Origin of the sequence: Bacteroides parvus, from assembly GCF_017309675.2 — a bacterium.
Taxonomy (GTDB): Bacteria; Bacteroidota; Bacteroidia; order Bacteroidales; family Bacteroidaceae; genus Bacteroides; species Bacteroides uniformis.
In genome coordinates this window covers 3,086,700-3,103,764 of the sequence record NZ_CP084680.1, presented here as the reverse complement: position 1 = coordinate 3,103,764, position 17,065 = coordinate 3,086,700, and the positions used below count along the sequence as shown (strand labels likewise).

Below are 17,065 nucleotides of genomic sequence, written 5' to 3'. Positions count from 1 at the left end.
TAAAACTAAACTACTATTTATGAGAAAGTTATTATTCATCACTTTTATCTGTTCCTCACTCTGCGCCTATGCACAGAGCGAGATTCCGGAAGACACAATAAAGAACCGGCCTCCCGTAAAGAAAGAGCAGATTCCCTTTTCTCCAAAAGAGAACAAGCGTACGGGCCTTGATGAAAGCCAGCCCCAACAAAGTCTGCAGGGCGAACAGCAGGAAGAGATAAATCTCCATCTCCCTCCCTCCGACTATGTGGAGCCCCTGCCCTGGACGGACATGAAGAAGATACACTTTCAGAAGAACATCTTTGAATGGGACTTCCAGCGTTTCGCCGATTTCCTGCTCTCGCCGGAAGTCGTACTGACGATGTACGGCAGCCATAACACCTATCCTGCAATGGGCTCCATCATGCAGGCTGGCGCAGGAATTACTTATTACAGTCCCGACGGACATTGGGAACTGAGCGGCGGAGTGTATGCCGCCCACTATTCCATCTCTACCCCCTCCTCCATTGCCGGCGCCCGGTATGCCAAAAGGGATGCCCCCCGGGGTACCCAATGGGACGTAGGTTACAATGCCTCCGTATCCTACCGCATCAATCCCTACATGCGCCTGCATGCCTTCGGCCAGTATTCGGGCTACGGGAGAAGCAACTCCTTTCATGGATATATGAACCCGATGTATCCGCAAAGCGGTTATGGCATGGTACTGGAACTGAAAGTGACGGACTGGCTCGACCTCAACGGAGGCCTGGAACGGAGCTACGACCCCACCAAAATGAAATGGGTGACTTCGCCCGTCTTCGCCCCTACCATTCGTATAAAGAAATAGAAATAATACAAAGATATTTCCGGAAATAGAGGGAAACGAGTATCTTTGTTCAGTCCGCCCCTATGCGGCAGACAGCAACTGAAATTGTGAACAAAGAACTATGAAACGAATCTTCTTCTGCATCATCATTTTACTTGCAGGCATGTCATCCGTCAGCGCACAGAGCGAGATGCCTGCCGATACGGTACGTACTGCAGTACATGGCGAAGCGTCTCCCGAAGGCATGTCTCCGTCTGAAAAGGAGCTTCTGCCGGGCGTGAAGAATTACGACGGCTTCCTGCTGGATATGGGGCTGATGAATCTGTCTGCCCCCACTCTTCCCAAATTCACTTTGGAGATACCGGATGCCAGCAAGGACTACAGCCGCATCTTCCGGTTGAACCCGAACGTGACTTATTCACAAGGCCTTTCGAACATATTCTCACTCAGCAACTCCCGGTATTTCAGTTCGAATCCCTTCGGACTGACGGGCTTCTGGGGCTCTACTGACAACCTGCAAATGGGAAGTTTCACTTTGAAGAACGGCATGCGCATCCATACGTACGGCGAATATGACAAGGACGGCTGGAAAGTGCCCAACCCTTCCGCACTGCCTTGGGAAAAGAACAATTTCAAAGGGGCGTTCGAGCTGAAATCAGCCAACGGAGCCTTTGGCATACGCATCGAGGTACAGCAAGGCAGGCATGTGCCCTATTGATGCCCACACCATTTAACAACCAAAGTCAATGGCAAGAAAGAAAATACTGGTGATAGGTGCCAACGGTTTTACCGGCAGGCGCATCCTGGATGATTTGTCCCGCAACTTGTCTTATCAGACAACGGGCTGTTCCCTGCACGACGACATCTGTCCCCATTCGGGCAACTATCGCTTTATCCGCACGGATATATGCAACCGCCAGGCGGTGGAAAAGCTTTTCCAGGAAGTACAGCCGGATGTTGTAATCAATACCTCCGCCCTCTCCGTCCCCGATTATTGCGAAACGCACCATGCAGAAGCGGATGCCGTCAACATCACTGCCGTAGAGCACCTGGCAGAATGCTGTGAGACGGGAGGCAGCCGTTTTATCCATCTTTCCACCGACTTCGTTTTCGGTGGTGATACGGACCGACCCTATACAGAGGAGGATATTCCCACTCCCGTTAATTATTACGGCTACACCAAACTGGAAGGTGAGAAACGTATCGCTGCCGTTTGCAAGGATTATGCCATCGTGCGTGTAGTGGTGGTGTACGGTGCCTCCCTGCCCGGACAGCATGGCAATGTGCTTCAACTGGTGGCAAACAGATTAAGGAGCAATGAGGAAGTGTTCGTCGTGTCCGACCAATGGCGTACGCCCACCTTCGTGGGAGACGTGTCGCAAGGAGTGGAGAAGCTGATAAGTCATCCGCAAAACGGTATCTATCATCTCTGTGGCAGCGAGTGCCTGACCATTGCAGACATCGCTTATCGGGTAGCGGACGTATTGGGACTGAATCGCTCGCTCATCCGTCCCGTCACTACGAAGGAGATGAATGAAAAGACGCCACGTCCCCGTTTCAGCGGGCTGAGTATAGAAAAGGCACGCCGGGAACTGGGATATCGACCGCATACGCTGAAGGAAGGAATAAAGCTGATGTTCGGATAGTAAATAATGCAAGTTCGGATGGCAGCAGATTCGACTACAGCAACTCCGGCTCTGCCAGTCCTTTCTCTTTGCGATACACACGTACCATCTCCAGAATCACATCTCCATATTTCTCCACCCCTTTCTTTCCGAAATACGGAATGCGTACAAGCATGGCCTTATCCGAAGGAAGCAGATTGCTGATACCCAGAATTGCCTTCTGCTGAATGACGGTATATACGGGCAACCCTAATGCGGAAGCTTCTGCATTGCGCCATGCCACCAAGCGGTTGTAAAGTTCCGGATGCAACACATCCGTGGGTACTTCAACAGCTGCAGCATCGCGTTTCCGCTCACGCGGACGTTTCTCTTTATCAGCCTGCTTACTGCTTCCCTGCCCTTCTTTGGCAGCAGCACTTCTCCCTTTGCCTTTACCCTTCTGCGAAGCCGAATCGTCAATGGAAAGCAGTGCTTTCTGCTTCAAGTATCCTGCCACATGGAAACCATTCTCCAGTACATAATCCAGCAAATCAGTCTTCAAGTCAAACATTGCCTCCAGTTCCTCCATGGCATCCCGGAGCTTCTTCTTCAACTCTTTATTGTCGGAAGTTACCGTACTCGCCATCACCGCATCCAGCGGTTGCAACTGCTCTTGAAAATAAGTGGCGGCAGAGTGTATGCGCCCCTGCAAAGTCGGGTCGGCTGCATAGTCCTGCGCAGTATCAATCAGACGGGTATACTGGATACCGAACTTCTGGGCCACTTTCGTCACTTTGTCGTGAAAACGTTCCACTTCCTCCTTGCAGGCTGCGAGTTGCTTGGGAAAGAGCTTGTACAAGTGCTCGTCTATCAGCCGCACATACCGCCGCAAAGCCTGCTCCATGGGCTGGAAATCGAACAAGCCCGACAGCAGTTCCAGGAAATAGGTCTGCTGCAAGGAACGGAAGCGTTTCTCGTCCGGCTCGTTTCTCCGTGCCTCCATCGTGAAGGTTTCCACTGCATTGTCATTGATTATGGCTCTTGCAGAAAGCGGGGCACTGAGCACCACTCCCTCCAATGTCTTGCAGCGGCTCAGGGCCACATACGTCTGCCCATGCGCAAAGGAGGCGCTGGCATCAATCACGGCACGTTCAAACGTCAGTCCCTGGCTTTTGTGGATGGTAATTGCCCAAGCCAGTTTCAACGGATACTGCCGGAATGTTCCTTCAATATCTTCTGTAATCTCCTTGGTTTCCTCATCAAGCACATACTTGGCATTCGTCCACTCTTCCTCCTGAAGTAAGAAGGTAGCGTCGCTTCCCTTGCTGCGCACTTCAATTCCATCTGCCGACACGGCTGTCACCTCTCCAATCATGCCATTGTAGTAACGGTGTTCGCCGGAGGTGTCGTTCTTCACAAACATTACCTGGGCACCGCGTTTCAGTTCCAGCACCTCATCCGTAGGATAGGAATATTCGGGAAACTTTCCGTCAATCTTGGCGCGAAAGGCATACGAGCGTCCCGGAAGTTGTTCCAGCTCATGGTCATTAATCCGTTGGGCCTGATAATTGTGGGTCACCAGGCGGATGTATCCTTCTTCTTTATCAGGTACGAAATTGGGAATATACCGGCGGTTCAAGGCTTCCAGCACTTGTCCGTCACAACGGTTTTCGCGAATGCGGTTCAGTAATTCAAGAAAAGTCCCATCGTTCTGCCGATAGACTTTCTTTAGCTCTATGGTGCAATATTCCGTCTGCTTCAAGGCCTGGCTGGAAAAGAAATAGGGCGTGTCATAGTATTTGCGCAGCATCTGCCACTCATCGTCTTTCACTACGGGAGCAAGCTGCTGAAGGTCGCCAATCATCAGCAACTGCACGCCGCCAAAAGGTTTGTTCCGGTCGCGGAACCGCCTCAAGACGGCATCCACCGAATCGAGCAAGTCGGCACGGACCATACTGATTTCATCGATGACCAATAAATCTATACTGCGTATAATGTTGATTTTCTCTTTCCCGTAACGGAAACGGTAAGATGCTTTGCCATCCGCGCTGAATGAGCTTTCGGGCACATAAGGAGCGAAAGGTACTTGAAAAAAGGAGTGGATGGTGACACCGCCTGCATTGATAGCGGCAATTCCCGTCGGCGCAAGTACAATCATCCGTTTCGGACTCTCTGCCTTCAGTCTTCGCAGGAAAGTTGTCTTACCGGTACCTGCCTTGCCGGTCAAAAAAAGATGAGTGCCTGTGTTTTCAATGAATTGCCATGCAAGCGCTATTTCGGGATTATTCTCCATGGATATGTTTATTATTCAACCAATCCGCTCTCTCTCAGAATGATACGGATTTCATCAGTAGCCATATATGATAATAGGACAAAGATAGCGGTTATTTCGTTATCCTTGTCCTATTATTCCATTTATTTGTACCCATCCTGAGAAAGCCCTTTACGGGGCAATCCGGACTATTTCAAGCTACCGCCGATAATATCGAGCAGCTCATTCGTAATGGCCTGCTGACGGCTCTTGTTATACTGTTTCGTCAAATCCTGAATCAGCTCATTGGCATTGTCTGTCGCCGTCTGCATGGCAAGCATACGGGCAGCATGTTCCGAAGTATTGGAATCGAGAAGCACGGTAAATATCTTCTGACTCAACACTTTTGGCAGAAGTTCCGCTATCAACTCGCCGACGGAAGGTTCCACAATGTAATCATTATTGAAACTGCGGGCATCTTCCGGTACATCTTCTGCCGCCTCCTGCGCCACTTGCGTCAGGTCAATGGGCAGATAATTCTCGCGAAGCAGCACCTGCGAACCCATCGATTTGAAGTGGTGGTAAATCAGCTCCACATGGTCAATTTGCTTTTCCACAAACTCATGCATCAGCTTCTCCGCCAGCTCATACGCTTCAACGTACGAAGGCTTGTCTGCCATCAACTGATAGCTGCCTTGCGGCACATATCCCATTTTCTTGACAGCTTCCTCCACCTTTCTCCCAACGGGATATATCAGAATATTCTCCTTGCCCAGCGACTGGTAACCTTCCAAAGTCCGTTCCAGCATCTTCGCCACATTCGAGTTGAATGCACCGCACAAGGAACTATTGGACGAAAACGCCACGACCGCTACCCTCGTCACGGGCCTTTTCTCGGTATAGGGCGACTCGAAGGAAGCATCCGTACGCAGAAAGTTCGTCAGAATCTCATTCAGCTTCCGTTGATAAGGCAGCATATTCTCAATCCGCCCCTGCGCCTTGTGCAGTTTGGCAGATGCCACCATCTTCATCGCCGATGTTATCTGGCGTGTACTCTTGACGGAGCTTATTCTATTTTTTACCTCTTTCAGTGAAGCCATATATCTATTTACGATTTACAATGTACAATGTACAATGTACAATTTGCCATGCGGGTTATGGCGCAGCTAAATTGTAAATTGTAAATTGTCTAATTGTACATTACATGAATTGCCTTGCAACCGCCTCTGCCGTCTCCTCAATCTTTTTGCAGACATCGTCGTTGATGACACCTGTCTTTAAAACGTCGAGTACCTCCATGCGATAGTTCATCTCAAGAGACTCAAGGAAGTTGCGTTCAAACTCGCTGACCTTGTCCAAAGGAATATCCCTCAACAAGCCGTGTGTGCCGCAATAAAGAATGGCAATCTGCTTTTCTACCGGCATCGGACTGTATTGGGGCTGTACCAGCAGGCGCGTATTCTTCTGTCCCTTGTCGATGGTCAATGCCGTCACGGGGTCCATATCACCACTGAACTTGGTAAATGCTTCCAGCTCACGGTACTGTGCCTGGTCAATCTTCAATGTACCTGCCACCTTCTTCATCGCCTTGACTTGGGCATTGCCACCCACACGGCTCACGGAGATACCCACGTCAATGGCCGGACGGTTACCCTGGTTGAAGAGATTCGTATCAAGGAATATCTGCCCGTCAGTGATTGAAATCACATTCGTTGGGATATAGGCGGACACGTCTCCTGCCTGAGTTTCGATAATGGGCAATGCAGTCAGCGAACCACCACCTTTCACCTTGCCTTTCAGACTATCCGGCAGGTCGTTCATCTCGCGTGCCACTTCCTCCTGGCTGATAATCTTCGCCGCACGTTCCAGCAAACGGGAGTGCAGATAGAAGATATCACCCGGATAGGCCTCACGTCCTGACGGACGGCGCAGAATCAGAGACACTTCACGATAGGCCACCGCCTGCTTGGACAAGTCGTCATAGACCACCAGCGCATGACGGCCGGTATCACGGAAATACTCTCCGATGGCAGCCCCTGCAAAGGGAGCGTAATACTGCAATGCAGCCGGGTCTCCCGCCGTAGCAGCCACCACAATGGTATAGTCCATCGCACCGTATTGGTGCAGGGTATTCACAATAGAAGCTACGGTAGAACCTTTCTGGCCAATGGCTACATAAATGCAATATACCGGATCACCTGCTTCAAAATTGGCACGCTGGTTGATGATGGTATCGATGGCAATGGCTGTCTTACCGGTCTGGCGGTCACCGATAATCAGCTCACGCTGTCCGCGACCAATAGGTATCATGGCGTCCACAGCCTTCAGACCGGTCTGAAGCGGCTGATTCACCGGCTGGCGGAAGATGACTCCCGGTGCCTTACGTTCCAACGGCATTTCATAAAGTTCTCCGCCTATCAGTCCTTTGCCATCAAGCGGCGCACCCAGAGGGTCTATTACACGGCCCAGCATACCCTCTCCCACCATGATGGAAGCAATACGCTTGGTACGCTTTACAATGAAGCCTTCCTTGATTTTATCCGTAGGGCCAAGCAACACAGCACCCACATTATCCTCTTCGAGGTTCATCACAATGGCCTTGATGCCGTTGTCGAACTCCAACAACTCGTTGGCTTCGGCATTGCGCAACCCATAGATACGGGCTACACCGTCACTGACTTGCAGTACCGTGCCAATCTCGTCCAACTGTACGCGGGTGTCAATCCCTTCCAGTTGCTTGCGGAGAATATCGGAGACTTCGCTTACTTTTATATTTTCAGACAACATCTTAGTATTTACTATTTTACGATTTACTATTTACTATTTGAAAGAACCCGAATCATATACCGTTTTGACCTCTACAACTTACGCATCACAAGACTATTAAATAGTAAATTGTAAATTGTCAAATCGTAAATCATACGATCCTTCTATTCTTATCAATAAACTGCTGTTTCACTTTCTTAAGCTGCGTAGCAATACTGGCATCCAGACGGAAGTCGTTGATGTCGAAGATAAAACCACCTTCAATGGAGGGATCCACTTCAGTCTGCAGCTCCATGCTGGCATGCAGCAGGGTGGAAGCACTGTTATGGATACGCTCCCGCACTTCCTGGCTGACGGGAACGGCTGTTATCAGCTTTCCTACACCGATATGCTTGTCTTTCCGGTACAAATCCAGAAAACTCAGGCAGATGTACTGGAGAAAGTTTTCCCGCCGGTTCTTCAACACCAAGGTCATGAAACGCGCAAACTCACGGCCCGCAGGAGCATCCCCCACAGCAGCGGTACAGATAAGTGCGAACTTCTCACGTATCGTCAGGATGGGGTTTTCCAATGCCATGCACAAATCCGGATGTTTCCTGAAGCTACGGGCAAGCATACAAAACTCCTTGTACAGAGTATCTTCTACCCCCATACTCTTGGCATATTCCATCAATGCTTTCGCATAACGCATCGAAACGATTCCTATATCCATTTCTTTGAGAATTAATTGTTTCTACTTGCGGCCAGCACTTCATCCAGCATCCGGTCTATCATCTCCATCTGCTCATGTTTCTCGTCCAGATTCTTGCGGATAATTTTCTCAGCTATATCTACGGACAAGACTGCCACCTGGCGGCGAATATCGCGGATGGCCTCTTCCTTCTCTTGCTGTATCTGCTTTTTAACTTCGTCCAGCTCCTTCTGCGCGGCGGCTTCCGCCTGCTTGCGTGCTTCGACGATAATCTTGTCACGCTCATGCATCGCCTCCCGCAGAATGCGTCCTTGTTCTTTGTTGGCAGCAGCAATCAACGCTTCACTCTCCTCTTTCAGTTTGGAGAGCTGGGCATTTGCTTCGCGTGCCACTTCCAAAGACTGGTCGATGTAGGTCTTGCGACCTTCCACCATCTTGGTGATAACGGGAAAACCGTACTTGGCAAGCACCACAAACACCACACCGAATGAAAGAAGCATCCAGAACAGCAGACCACTATCGGGTAATAACAATGACATAATTTTATTTACGATTTGACAATTTACGATTTACAATTTGGCTGCGCGGTGATGCTGCACGGACAAATTGTAAATCGTAAATGGTAGATTGTACATTATAAAAAGAACACCAATAAACACACAACTACTGCCAACAAAGCAACACCTTCAATCAAGGCAGCGGCAATAATCATGTTCATACGGATATCTCCGGATGCTTCCGGCTGACGGGCAATGGCCTCCATGGCAGAACCGCCGATTTTACCGATACCTACACCAGCACCAATAACAGCCAGACCAGCACCAATGGCTGCACCCAGTTTACTAACTCCCACACCTGCCGCAGCAGCTTGCAATAATACAGATAGTAACATAACTTTCAGTTTTTAAATGGTTATTTTTATTAATATTTATATTCCCAATAATCGTATCATTTCACCGCCTTCTCCTTATGCTCTTCCTGCGCCAGACCGATGAACACGGCTGACAGCATGGTGAACACATATGCCTGGATAAAGGCAACCAACAATTCAAGTGCATTCATAAAGATATTGAACAGCACCGAGGCCACGGTAAGCGTTCCGTTCAAAGCAGGTCCCATACTGGCCGAGATGAATATCAGGCAGGTAAGCACCAGCATTGCCATGTGTCCTGCCAGCATATTGGCAAAAAGACGTATCATCAAAGCAAACGGTTTGGTAAAAATACCGAAGAACTCGATAAACGGCATCATGGGGACCGGCACCTTCAGCCACCAGGGCACATCCGGCCAGAAGATATCTTTCCAATAGGTCTTGGTTCCAAAGATATTCACGGCCAAGAAAGTGCAGATGGCCAATACCATCGTAATGGCTATATTTCCCGTCACGTTGGCCCCTCCGGGAAAGAAAGGAATCAGCCCCATAATGTTATTGATGAAAATAAAGAAGAAGGCCGTCAGCAAGTAAGGTGCGAATTTACGGTACTTCGGACCGACACAGCTCTTTATAATATCATCGTTCACCATCATGATAAACATCTCCATAAACCCGATGAAACCACCGGGAGCGGCACTTCCCTGCGGGTGCTTGCGATACCAGTGCGCCACACTTAAAATGATGACAAGCAGCAATGCACTGTTGATGAGCAAAGCCAGTGTCACCTTCGTGATGGAGATATCCAACGGGCGTATTTCGTTTCCGGTGGCATCATGCTCCACCAGCTTGCCTTCGTACTTGCTTCCTGCGGGAGCGATGGAAAAGCCTTCATAACTTCCACCGTTCTCCTCCAGACGTGAGGATAGAAAGACATGCCATCCGGTGGTAGAGCTATGCACTATTACCGGCAAGGGAATCGTAACGTGAGTTTCGCCCCACGTCGTGATGTGCCATTCGTAAGAATCGCCGATATGCCCGAAGACAATCTCCTTCACGTCCACCGTATTCTCAGCCCGCACCGTGGCGGGTAGCAACATGCCCAATGCCAACAGAACTACAGTCAGTATGTTACGCAATCTTTTCATTGTTACTTTTCTTTTTCTGTTTCTTGTTCGCCTCGAAAGTGAAGAAGAACCAGGAATCATAAATCAAATATATCAGATAGTTGGCTATAAACGTCAACAGAAACGCCCTGGCTTCCTCACGTACTGCAACGCAATAAACCAGCATCACAATCATGGAAACCAGCATTCTCATCACACGCATCAGCAGATAAATCTGCAACATTCGTCCCGGCATCCGGTGACGGCAGCTTTCGGTCATATTAATCATGAATATTCCGAAAACAAAGAAGAAAAGCGGAATCAGCGGATAACCGCCGAAATAGTGATGCGGATTTATCGAAAAGTACGTCCATCCGCCTACAATTCCTATCAATACCGTCAAGAGCGCTGTATGCAATAAGTAGTTTCTCTTAGTAATAGTCACGCCAACAACCTTTAATCTTCAATTTCTTATTTTTAATTGCCTATTGCTGTTCTATACAGACGGCAACCCTTCCGTTACTCATCTCTACGAATCCGCTTTGAATATCCAGCTCATGTTCCTCACCGTCCGTTGCGTAAACCAATGTCCCCGTTCCCAACGATGACACAATCGGTGCATGCTGCGGCAGGATAGAAAAAGAGCCCATAGTGCCCGGCAATGTAACACTTTCCACTTCCCCGTTGAAGAGTTCCTTCTCCGGTGAAACAATATTCAAATGCAACTTCTTCATTATCAAAGCTCCCAGAGTTTTAATTTTTAATCGTTTTTTCCCCTGCCTGTTCCAGTAGTTTCTTACCCTTCTCAATAGCTTCTTCAATGGTTCCCACATTCAAGAAAGCTGGTTCGGGCAGGTAGTCCACCTCTCCGTCAAGAATCATCTTGAAGCCTTTGATAGTATCCTCAATGGAAACCATTGTACCGGGGACACCCGTAAACTGCTCGGCAACGGCAAATGGCTGTGAAAGGAAGCGCTGCACACGACGCGCACGGTTCACCAACGTACGGTCGGCATCAGAGAGCTCCTCCATACCGAGGATGGAGATAATGTCTTGCAATTCCTTGTTGCGCTGCAATATTTGTTTCACACGTTGTGCCACTTCGTAGTGTTCCACCCCCACGATGTGTGGGTCAAGAATGCGTGAAGTGGATTCCAACGGGTCTACAGCAGGATAAATACCAAGTTCGGTAATCTTACGGCTCAACACCGTGGTGGCATCGAGGTGGGTAAATGTTGTAGCAGGCGCCGGATCAGTCAAGTCATCGGCAGGCACATATACAGCCTGCACGGAAGTGATGGAACCATTTCTCGTAGAGGTAATACGCTCCTGCATGGCACCCATTTCCGTTGCCAGTGTCGGCTGATAACCCACGGCAGAAGGCATACGGCCCAGCAAGGCCGAAACCTCGGAACCGGCTTGAGTGAAACGGAAGATATTATCAATGAAGAACAGAATGTCACGCGGACCGTCCGTCTCCGCTCCCATGTCACGGAAGGACTCGGCTACCGTCAACCCTGACAATGCCACGGACTGACGCGCACCGGGAGGTTCGTTCATCTGACCGAATATCAAAGACACTTGTGATTTGGCCACTTCGTCATAATCTACTTTGGACAAATCCCAATGGCCTTCCTCCATGCTCTTCTTGAATTCTTCTCCGTAACGGATAACACCGGATTCAATCATTTCTCTCAGCAGGTCGTTGCCTTCACGTGTACGTTCTCCTACACCGGCAAACACAGAGAAGCCGTGCTGCTTCTTCGCAATATTATTGATGAGCTCCTGGATAAGCACTGTCTTGCCTACACCGGCGCCACCAAACAGACCGATTTTACCGCCCTTGCTATAGGGTTCCAGCAAGTCGATAACCTTGATGCCTGTATAAAGTACCTCTTGTACGGTAGTCAAATCTTCAAACTTAGGGGGTTCGCGATGGATGGGATAAGCACCGGTACGGTCCAGTTCCTTCATGCCGTCGATAGAGTCGCCCACTACGTTCATCAGACGGCCTTTGATTTGTGTACCTATCGGCATGGTGATGGGGCCTCCCAGCGGATGCACTTTCATACCTCTCTGCAGGCCGTCCGTACTGTCCATAGCAACAGTACGCACCGTGTTTTCACCAATGTGTTGCTGTACCTCTACAATCAGTCTTTTTCCGTTCGACCTTTTTATTTCCAGTGCGTCGTGAATACTCGGCAACATCATCTCTGCCTCCGTTCCTTCGAAATAGACGTCTACTACAGGTCCGATTACCTGTGAGATATGTCCAACAATCTGTGACATAAGCAATCTTTTTTATTCTATATTTCCTTAATTATTTTTCCCAATACTAAGTTGTAAGTCGCGTGTATCCTCTAAAACAAATCAGCCAAGTCGCGTCTTTCGTCAGCTATATAAGTACTCGTACCTATTAACGTTTGTCAGCAACGGTTTGTTCATCCCAATAGTTACATAAACAACAACGCAAATGTATAAACAATTTGCATGTAGTTGTTACCGTGTATAGTATTTTTTGAACAAAAAATACTATTTTGAACGATTAATACTACAATTGGAACAAATTGCTACAGACATGATAACGTCAGTTAACAATTGGCAAGAAAAGGAATTGCCCACCCATCTTATGAAAAACCACAGAATTGGCAATAAAGATTCCGTATATAATATACAAAAAAATAAGCCTTGTCTCTCGACAAGGCTTATTCACAACACAAACACAAAATAAAACACGACAAAACTACTATGCAATCTTACCTGTCTATGCCGGGGAGGCATACGTACTAGTTACGGATATTCACATATACATAAACAGCTTCAGGCTGATTTGCACATTATAAACAAATGCGGGGAGGCATTTGTTTATTGCTTATTTGTTAAAAAACACAAATTCAAAGTTTGTCATTGAATACCTCGTTCACGAAGCTTCAACTGCCATTTCCATGCAGAAAGTAAAGTATCTTCAATACTTGTTTCTGCCTTCCAACCCAGTTCATTGTTTGCCAATTCCGGGTTTGCCCATACCTTCTCAATATCACCGGCACGCCGACCTACTATCTGATAGTTCAGTTTTACACCGGTAGCCTTTTCGAAAGCATTAATCAGTTCCAATACGGAAAGTCCACGACCTGTACCGATATTGAATACTTCCACTTTCTCCTTCTGCTTGTTCTCCAAGATACGGCGGATAGCCACTACGTGTGCTTTGGCCAAATCGACTACATTGATGAAGTCGCGGATACAAGAACCGTCGGGAGTATCATAATCGTCACCAAACACGCTCAGTTTCTCACGGATGCCGATAGCGGTCTGGGTAAGATAAGGAATCAAGTTCTGCGGTACACCGTTAGGCAATTCTCCCAGCAATGCTGTGGGGTGTGCACCTATCGGGTTGAAGTAACGCAACAAGATGGCGTTTATCGGAGCACCGGAAGCAACCGTATCACGTACAATCTCTTCATTGATTTGCTTCGTGTTTCCATACGGAGACTCAGCTTTCTTGATAGGTGCCTTTTCCGTTACCGGAAGCTCGTCCGGCTGGCCGTAAACTGTGCAGGAAGAAGAGAATACGATACCCTCCACTCCATGCTTCGGCATCAGTTCCAGCAGGTTAATCAGTGAAACCAGGTTATTACGATAGTAAAGCAACGGTTTCTGGACAGACTCACCTACGGCCTTGCTGGCTGCAAAGTGAATGATGGCTTTAATGCCTTTATATTTGGTAAACACAGCGTCAAGACCGGCATAATCCAAGCAATCCAATTTCTCGAATGCAGGACGGATACCCGATACCTTCTCTATGTTATCTACAACATCTGCGCTGGAGTTTGACAAATTATCAATAATAACAACTTCATAACCTGCGTTTTGAAGTTCCACCACCGTGTGAGAACCAATGTAACCGGTTCCACCCGTAACTAAAATTTTCTCTTTCATATTAATATAGACAATTTAGCTTTTAGGTTATCAATACGCCACAAATGTAAGGAAATAAATTAATAAAAACAGAAAAAGGGGGGATAAATTTTAGCTTATCCCCCCTTCACTTTATTTCCGGTTTTTCTTCTTTAAATCTTCACAACCCCCGAAAAGCCCATGAATGCCATTGCCAGCAGTCCGGCCGTAATCAAAGCTATCGGAGTGCCCTGCATACCTTTCGGCACACTAACCAGGCTCATTTGCTCGCGCAGGCCTGCAAACAGTGTCAGTGCCAAGCCGAAACCAAGTGCCGTGGAGAATGCATAAACCACTCCCGTCAGCAAATCATAATCTTTTTGGATAACAAGGATGGCCACACCGAGAATACAGCAGTTGGTAGTAATCAACGGCAGGAACACGCCCAAGGCCTGATACAGAGAAGGAGAAACTTTCTTCAGGATAATCTCTACCATCTGCACCAATGCGGCAATCACCAGGATAAAGGTAATAGTCTGCAAATAGCCCAAATCAAAAGCGTCGAGCACATACTTCTGAATAAGGAATGTCACGATGGTGGCGATGGTGAGCACGAATGCCACCGCTGCCGACATGCCCAATGCAGTCTCCACTTTCTTGGAAACTCCCAAGAACGGGCAAATTCCCAAGAATTGCGACAATACGATGTTGTTTACAAAGATTGCCGAGATAAATATCAATATATATTCCATTTCTTTAATTTATTAATTGAAAAATGACAATCGATAATGAACCATTATCAATCATCCATTATCAAGCCTTCTTCATACTGTTGATTAAAGCAATGAGATAGCCCAATGCGATGAATGCACCCGGAGCAAGGACAAATACCAACATGCCGTATTCTTCAGGAAGGATACTCAAGTTGAATATCTTGCCGGTTCCCAGGAACTCACGCACGGCACCCAGCAATGTCAGTGCAATGGTAAAGCCCAAGCCCATGCCCAGACCGTCGAACAAGGAAGCCACCGGATTGTTTTTGGCAGCAAATGCCTCGGCACGTCCCAATACGATACAGTTTACAACAATCAGCGGAATGAACAAGCCCAGCGTGGCGTACAATGCAGGAACGTAGGCTTGCATTATCATCTGCAACAGTGTCACAAATGATGCTATGACCACAATGAATGAAGGAATACGCACCATATCGGGAATCAGATTCTTGATGGCAGAAATCACCACATTGGAACATATCAGCACGAACATTGTAGCCAGTCCCATACCCATACCGTTGATAGCAGAGGAAGTGGTACCCAGTGTAGGACACATACCCAGCAGGAGTACAAACGTAGGATTCTCTTTGATAATCCCGTTCATCATAACTTTAAAATTATTCATATCTTCTACTCCTTTCTTATTTAGCGCTGAGTGTATCCACAGCTTCGGGAGCTGCGGAATCAGCAGGTTGTTCAACATTCTTTTGAGTAGCGCCGGTAGTGCCGTCGGCAGTTTCCTGACCGGCATAGGCAGCATAAGCCGCATTCACTGCATTCAAAAAAGCACGTGAAGTGATGGTAGACGCTGTAATGGCATCTACTTTACCACCGTCCTTGCTCACTGTCAATGCCGCTTCACCCGGATTCATGCCGGTGATGTCACCTTTATTGTCTTTCTTGAACCAGTCGGCAGCTTTGGAGCCCAACCCCGGAGTTTCCACATGCGACAACAAGGAGTAGTCGATGATTTTGCCTTCGGCATCGAAACCGACCAACACTTTCAGCTCACCGCCAAAACCCATGGCAACAGCTTCCACAGCAGCTCCGATATATTCTCCGCCTTTGGTGGCAGGATATACAGAATACTGTACTCCGTTTACTTCCTGCATCTTCTTCTCGGCGATGGGGTCATTGTCGAAGCCCGGAACCACCGCACTTACGGCATCGCTCAAGGTCTTTGCATTGGCCTGCGCAATGGGCTCCTTCGTCAATTCGTTTACATAAGCCAGCAACGCTACGGAGATTGCGGTAACGCCCGTAAGTACCAGCAACATATTCTTCAAGGATGATTCTAACTTTTTCATTTCTTCTTCGCTACCTCCCCAAAGCGTTTAGGTTTAACATAGGTGTTGATGAGCGGAGTGAACGCATTCATAATCAGAATGGCAAACGACATACCCTCCGGATATGCACCGAACAGACGGATGATGACAGTCAGCAGGCCGATGCAAACACCATAAATCAGCATACCTTTGTGGCTCATCGGAGAAGTCACGTAGTCCGTAGCCATAAAGACAGCACCCAGCATCAGACCACCGGACAACAACTGTACGACCGGGGATACATAAAGTTCCGGATTGACCAGATACATGATACCGGAGAACACGAATACCGTCACCAGAATAGATACCGGAATGTGCCAGGTGATGATTTTCTTCCACAACATGTAGAACAAACCAAGCAGCAGCGCCAAGGCACTCACCTCACCGAGACATCCTCCATTATTACCTATCAGAAGGTCGAAAGCTCCCGGAAGGTCGCTCAGGGACATGCCCGGAGCACCATTGATGACACCTTTCATAATAGCCAGCGGCGTAGCAGCCGTCGTGGCATCCGTATAGGCTGTCAACTGGCCTACAGCCGGCCATGTCGTCATCTGCACGGGGAATGAAAGCAACAGGAACACACGTCCTGCCAGTGCAGGGTTAAAGGGATTGCAACCCAAACCTCCGAAGGACATCTTGCCTACCCCGATGGCAAACAAGGCGCCGAGGATGATTATCCAGATGGGCAGGTTGGAAGGCAGGTTAAAGGCCAGCAACACACCGGTAATGATGGCAGAGCCGTCGGTGATGGTTGTGGTCTCTTTTTTCATGAGGAATTTGCCGATGGCCCATTCAAAGAACAAGCAGGCTGCTACGGAAGTGGCCGTAACAATCAGCGCACCCAGTCCGAAAAAGTAAAGCGAAACGAGGAATGCCGGAATCAATGCGATAAGCACACCGTACATATTCTTCTTCACGCTGTCACCGCCGTGAACGTGGGGCGAAAGGGATACGATTAATTTATTCATACTTC

Annotated in this window: 18 protein-coding genes; 3 read left to right on the top strand and 15 right to left on the bottom strand. The window is 48.2% G+C overall.

Annotated elements, in window-relative coordinates:
* The first annotated feature begins 19 nt into the window (after positions 1-19).
* The 3 genes from JXR92_RS12615 to JXR92_RS12605 all read left to right on the top strand — a co-directional run bounded on the left by JXR92_RS12615 (position 20) and on the right by JXR92_RS12605 (position 2,451).
* Positions 20-826, top strand: a complete 807-nt coding sequence (locus tag JXR92_RS12615) for a hypothetical protein (RefSeq protein ID WP_117599587.1) — start codon at positions 20-22, stop codon at positions 824-826.
* A gap of 100 nt (positions 827-926) precedes the next feature.
* Positions 927-1,523 carry an occludin gene (locus JXR92_RS12610; protein ID WP_119962214.1) on the top strand — a complete coding sequence of 199 codons (597 nt, stop codon included), beginning with the start codon at positions 927-929 and terminating at the stop codon, positions 1,521-1,523.
* 28 nt (positions 1,524-1,551) lie between these two features.
* Positions 1,552-2,451 (top strand): SDR family oxidoreductase, encoded by a 900-nt coding sequence (locus JXR92_RS12605; RefSeq protein ID WP_138345909.1) that lies wholly within the window; start codon positions 1,552-1,554, stop codon positions 2,449-2,451.
* Positions 2,452-2,485: 34 nt separating this feature from the next.
* On the opposite strand, the gene JXR92_RS12600 is transcribed toward JXR92_RS12605, so the two are convergent.
* The 15 genes from JXR92_RS12600 to JXR92_RS12530 all read right to left on the bottom strand — a co-directional run bounded on the left by JXR92_RS12600 (position 2,486) and on the right by JXR92_RS12530 (position 17,060).
* A complete protein-coding gene (locus JXR92_RS12600) occupies positions 2,486-4,702 on the bottom strand; it encodes an AAA family ATPase (protein ID WP_119962213.1) in 2,217 nt (738 codons plus the stop codon).
* Positions 4,703-4,869: 167 nt separating this feature from the next.
* Positions 4,870-5,760, bottom strand: coding sequence for a F0F1 ATP synthase subunit gamma (locus tag JXR92_RS12595; RefSeq protein WP_117599583.1), 891 nt, complete (start codon positions 5,758-5,760; stop codon positions 4,870-4,872).
* Between the two features lie 100 nt (positions 5,761-5,860).
* On the bottom strand, positions 5,861-7,444 hold the full coding sequence (gene atpA / locus JXR92_RS12590; RefSeq protein WP_117599733.1) for a F0F1 ATP synthase subunit alpha: 1,584 nt from the start codon (positions 7,442-7,444) through the stop codon (positions 5,861-5,863).
* 133 nt (positions 7,445-7,577) lie between these two features.
* Positions 7,578-8,138 carry a F0F1 ATP synthase subunit delta gene (locus JXR92_RS12585; protein ID WP_119962212.1) on the bottom strand — a complete coding sequence of 187 codons (561 nt, stop codon included), beginning with the start codon at positions 8,136-8,138 and terminating at the stop codon, positions 7,578-7,580.
* An 11-nt stretch (positions 8,139-8,149) separates the two neighbouring features.
* The gene (gene atpF, locus JXR92_RS12580; protein ID WP_005829120.1) at positions 8,150-8,656 is read right to left on the bottom strand and encodes a F0F1 ATP synthase subunit B; all 507 of its coding nucleotides are present in this window, start codon (positions 8,654-8,656) and stop codon (positions 8,150-8,152) included.
* Between the two features lie 95 nt (positions 8,657-8,751).
* Positions 8,752-9,009 carry an ATP synthase F0 subunit C gene (gene atpE / locus JXR92_RS12575; RefSeq protein ID WP_005829122.1) on the bottom strand — a complete coding sequence of 86 codons (258 nt, stop codon included), beginning with the start codon at positions 9,007-9,009 and terminating at the stop codon, positions 8,752-8,754.
* A 56-nt stretch (positions 9,010-9,065) separates the two neighbouring features.
* The gene (gene atpB / locus JXR92_RS12570) at positions 9,066-10,136 is read right to left on the bottom strand and encodes a F0F1 ATP synthase subunit A (RefSeq protein ID WP_119962211.1); all 1,071 of its coding nucleotides are present in this window, start codon (positions 10,134-10,136) and stop codon (positions 9,066-9,068) included.
* Positions 10,120-10,539 (bottom strand): hypothetical protein, encoded by a 420-nt coding sequence (locus tag JXR92_RS12565; RefSeq protein ID WP_119962210.1) that lies wholly within the window; start codon positions 10,537-10,539, stop codon positions 10,120-10,122. The genes atpB and JXR92_RS12565 overlap by 17 nt, the downstream gene beginning before the upstream one ends.
* Before the next feature lie 40 nt (positions 10,540-10,579).
* Complete coding sequence (atpC, locus tag JXR92_RS12560) at positions 10,580-10,828, bottom strand: ATP synthase F1 subunit epsilon (RefSeq protein WP_117599579.1); 249 nt, start codon at positions 10,826-10,828, stop codon at positions 10,580-10,582.
* A gap of 19 nt (positions 10,829-10,847) precedes the next feature.
* Complete coding sequence (atpD, locus tag JXR92_RS12555; RefSeq protein WP_117599578.1) at positions 10,848-12,383, bottom strand: F0F1 ATP synthase subunit beta; 1,536 nt, start codon at positions 12,381-12,383, stop codon at positions 10,848-10,850.
* Positions 12,384-12,998: 615 nt separating this feature from the next.
* Entirely contained in the window at positions 12,999-14,033 is a 1,035-nt protein-coding gene (gene galE, locus JXR92_RS12550) for a UDP-glucose 4-epimerase GalE (protein ID WP_025833837.1), read from the bottom strand.
* 131 nt (positions 14,034-14,164) lie between these two features.
* Complete coding sequence (gene rsxA, locus JXR92_RS12545) at positions 14,165-14,743, bottom strand: electron transport complex subunit RsxA (RefSeq protein WP_008663551.1); 579 nt, start codon at positions 14,741-14,743, stop codon at positions 14,165-14,167.
* A 61-nt stretch (positions 14,744-14,804) separates the two neighbouring features.
* Positions 14,805-15,389 carry an electron transport complex subunit RsxE gene (gene rsxE / locus JXR92_RS12540; protein WP_117599732.1) on the bottom strand — a complete coding sequence of 195 codons (585 nt, stop codon included), beginning with the start codon at positions 15,387-15,389 and terminating at the stop codon, positions 14,805-14,807.
* A gap of 16 nt (positions 15,390-15,405) precedes the next feature.
* Complete coding sequence (locus JXR92_RS12535) at positions 15,406-16,071, bottom strand: RnfABCDGE type electron transport complex subunit G (RefSeq protein ID WP_138345907.1); 666 nt, start codon at positions 16,069-16,071, stop codon at positions 15,406-15,408.
* Positions 16,068-17,060, bottom strand: coding sequence for an RnfABCDGE type electron transport complex subunit D (locus JXR92_RS12530; RefSeq protein WP_005829143.1), 993 nt, complete (start codon positions 17,058-17,060; stop codon positions 16,068-16,070). Before JXR92_RS12530 ends, JXR92_RS12535 begins: the two co-directional genes overlap by 4 nt.
* Positions 17,061-17,065: the final 5 nt, after the last annotated feature.

Bases quoted from the DNA above. Each gene is read 5' to 3' on its own strand.
- JXR92_RS12535 (WP_138345907.1), bottom strand. From the start codon at position 16,071: ATGAAAAAGTTAGAATCATCCTTGAAGAATATGTTGCTGGTACTTACG.
- JXR92_RS12595 (WP_117599583.1), bottom strand. From the start codon at position 5,760: ATGGCTTCACTGAAAGAGGTAAAAAATAGAATAAGCTCCGTCAAGAGT.
- galE (WP_025833837.1), bottom strand. From the start codon at position 14,033: ATGAAAGAGAAAATTTTAGTTACGGGTGGAACCGGTTACATTGGTTCT.
- atpC (WP_117599579.1), bottom strand. From the start codon at position 10,828: ATGAAGAAGTTGCATTTGAATATTGTTTCACCGGAGAAGGAACTCTTC.
- atpD (WP_117599578.1), bottom strand. From the start codon at position 12,383: ATGTCACAGATTGTTGGACATATCTCACAGGTAATCGGACCTGTAGTA.
- JXR92_RS12615 (WP_117599587.1), top strand. From the start codon at position 20: ATGAGAAAGTTATTATTCATCACTTTTATCTGTTCCTCACTCTGCGCC.
- JXR92_RS12605 (WP_138345909.1), top strand. From the start codon at position 1,552: ATGGCAAGAAAGAAAATACTGGTGATAGGTGCCAACGGTTTTACCGGC.
- JXR92_RS12585 (WP_119962212.1), bottom strand. From the start codon at position 8,138: ATGGATATAGGAATCGTTTCGATGCGTTATGCGAAAGCATTGATGGAA.
- atpF (WP_005829120.1), bottom strand. From the start codon at position 8,656: ATGTCATTGTTATTACCCGATAGTGGTCTGCTGTTCTGGATGCTTCTT.
- atpB (WP_119962211.1), bottom strand. From the start codon at position 10,136: ATGAAAAGATTGCGTAACATACTGACTGTAGTTCTGTTGGCATTGGGC.
- JXR92_RS12530 (WP_005829143.1), bottom strand. From the start codon at position 17,060: ATGAATAAATTAATCGTATCCCTTTCGCCCCACGTTCACGGCGGTGAC.
- rsxA (WP_008663551.1), bottom strand. From the start codon at position 14,743: ATGGAATATATATTGATATTTATCTCGGCAATCTTTGTAAACAACATC.
- atpE (WP_005829122.1), bottom strand. From the start codon at position 9,009: ATGTTACTATCTGTATTATTGCAAGCTGCTGCGGCAGGTGTGGGAGTT.
- JXR92_RS12600 (WP_119962213.1), bottom strand. From the start codon at position 4,702: ATGGAGAATAATCCCGAAATAGCGCTTGCATGGCAATTCATTGAAAAC.
- rsxE (WP_117599732.1), bottom strand. From the start codon at position 15,389: ATGAATAATTTTAAAGTTATGATGAACGGGATTATCAAAGAGAATCCT.
- JXR92_RS12610 (WP_119962214.1), top strand. From the start codon at position 927: ATGAAACGAATCTTCTTCTGCATCATCATTTTACTTGCAGGCATGTCA.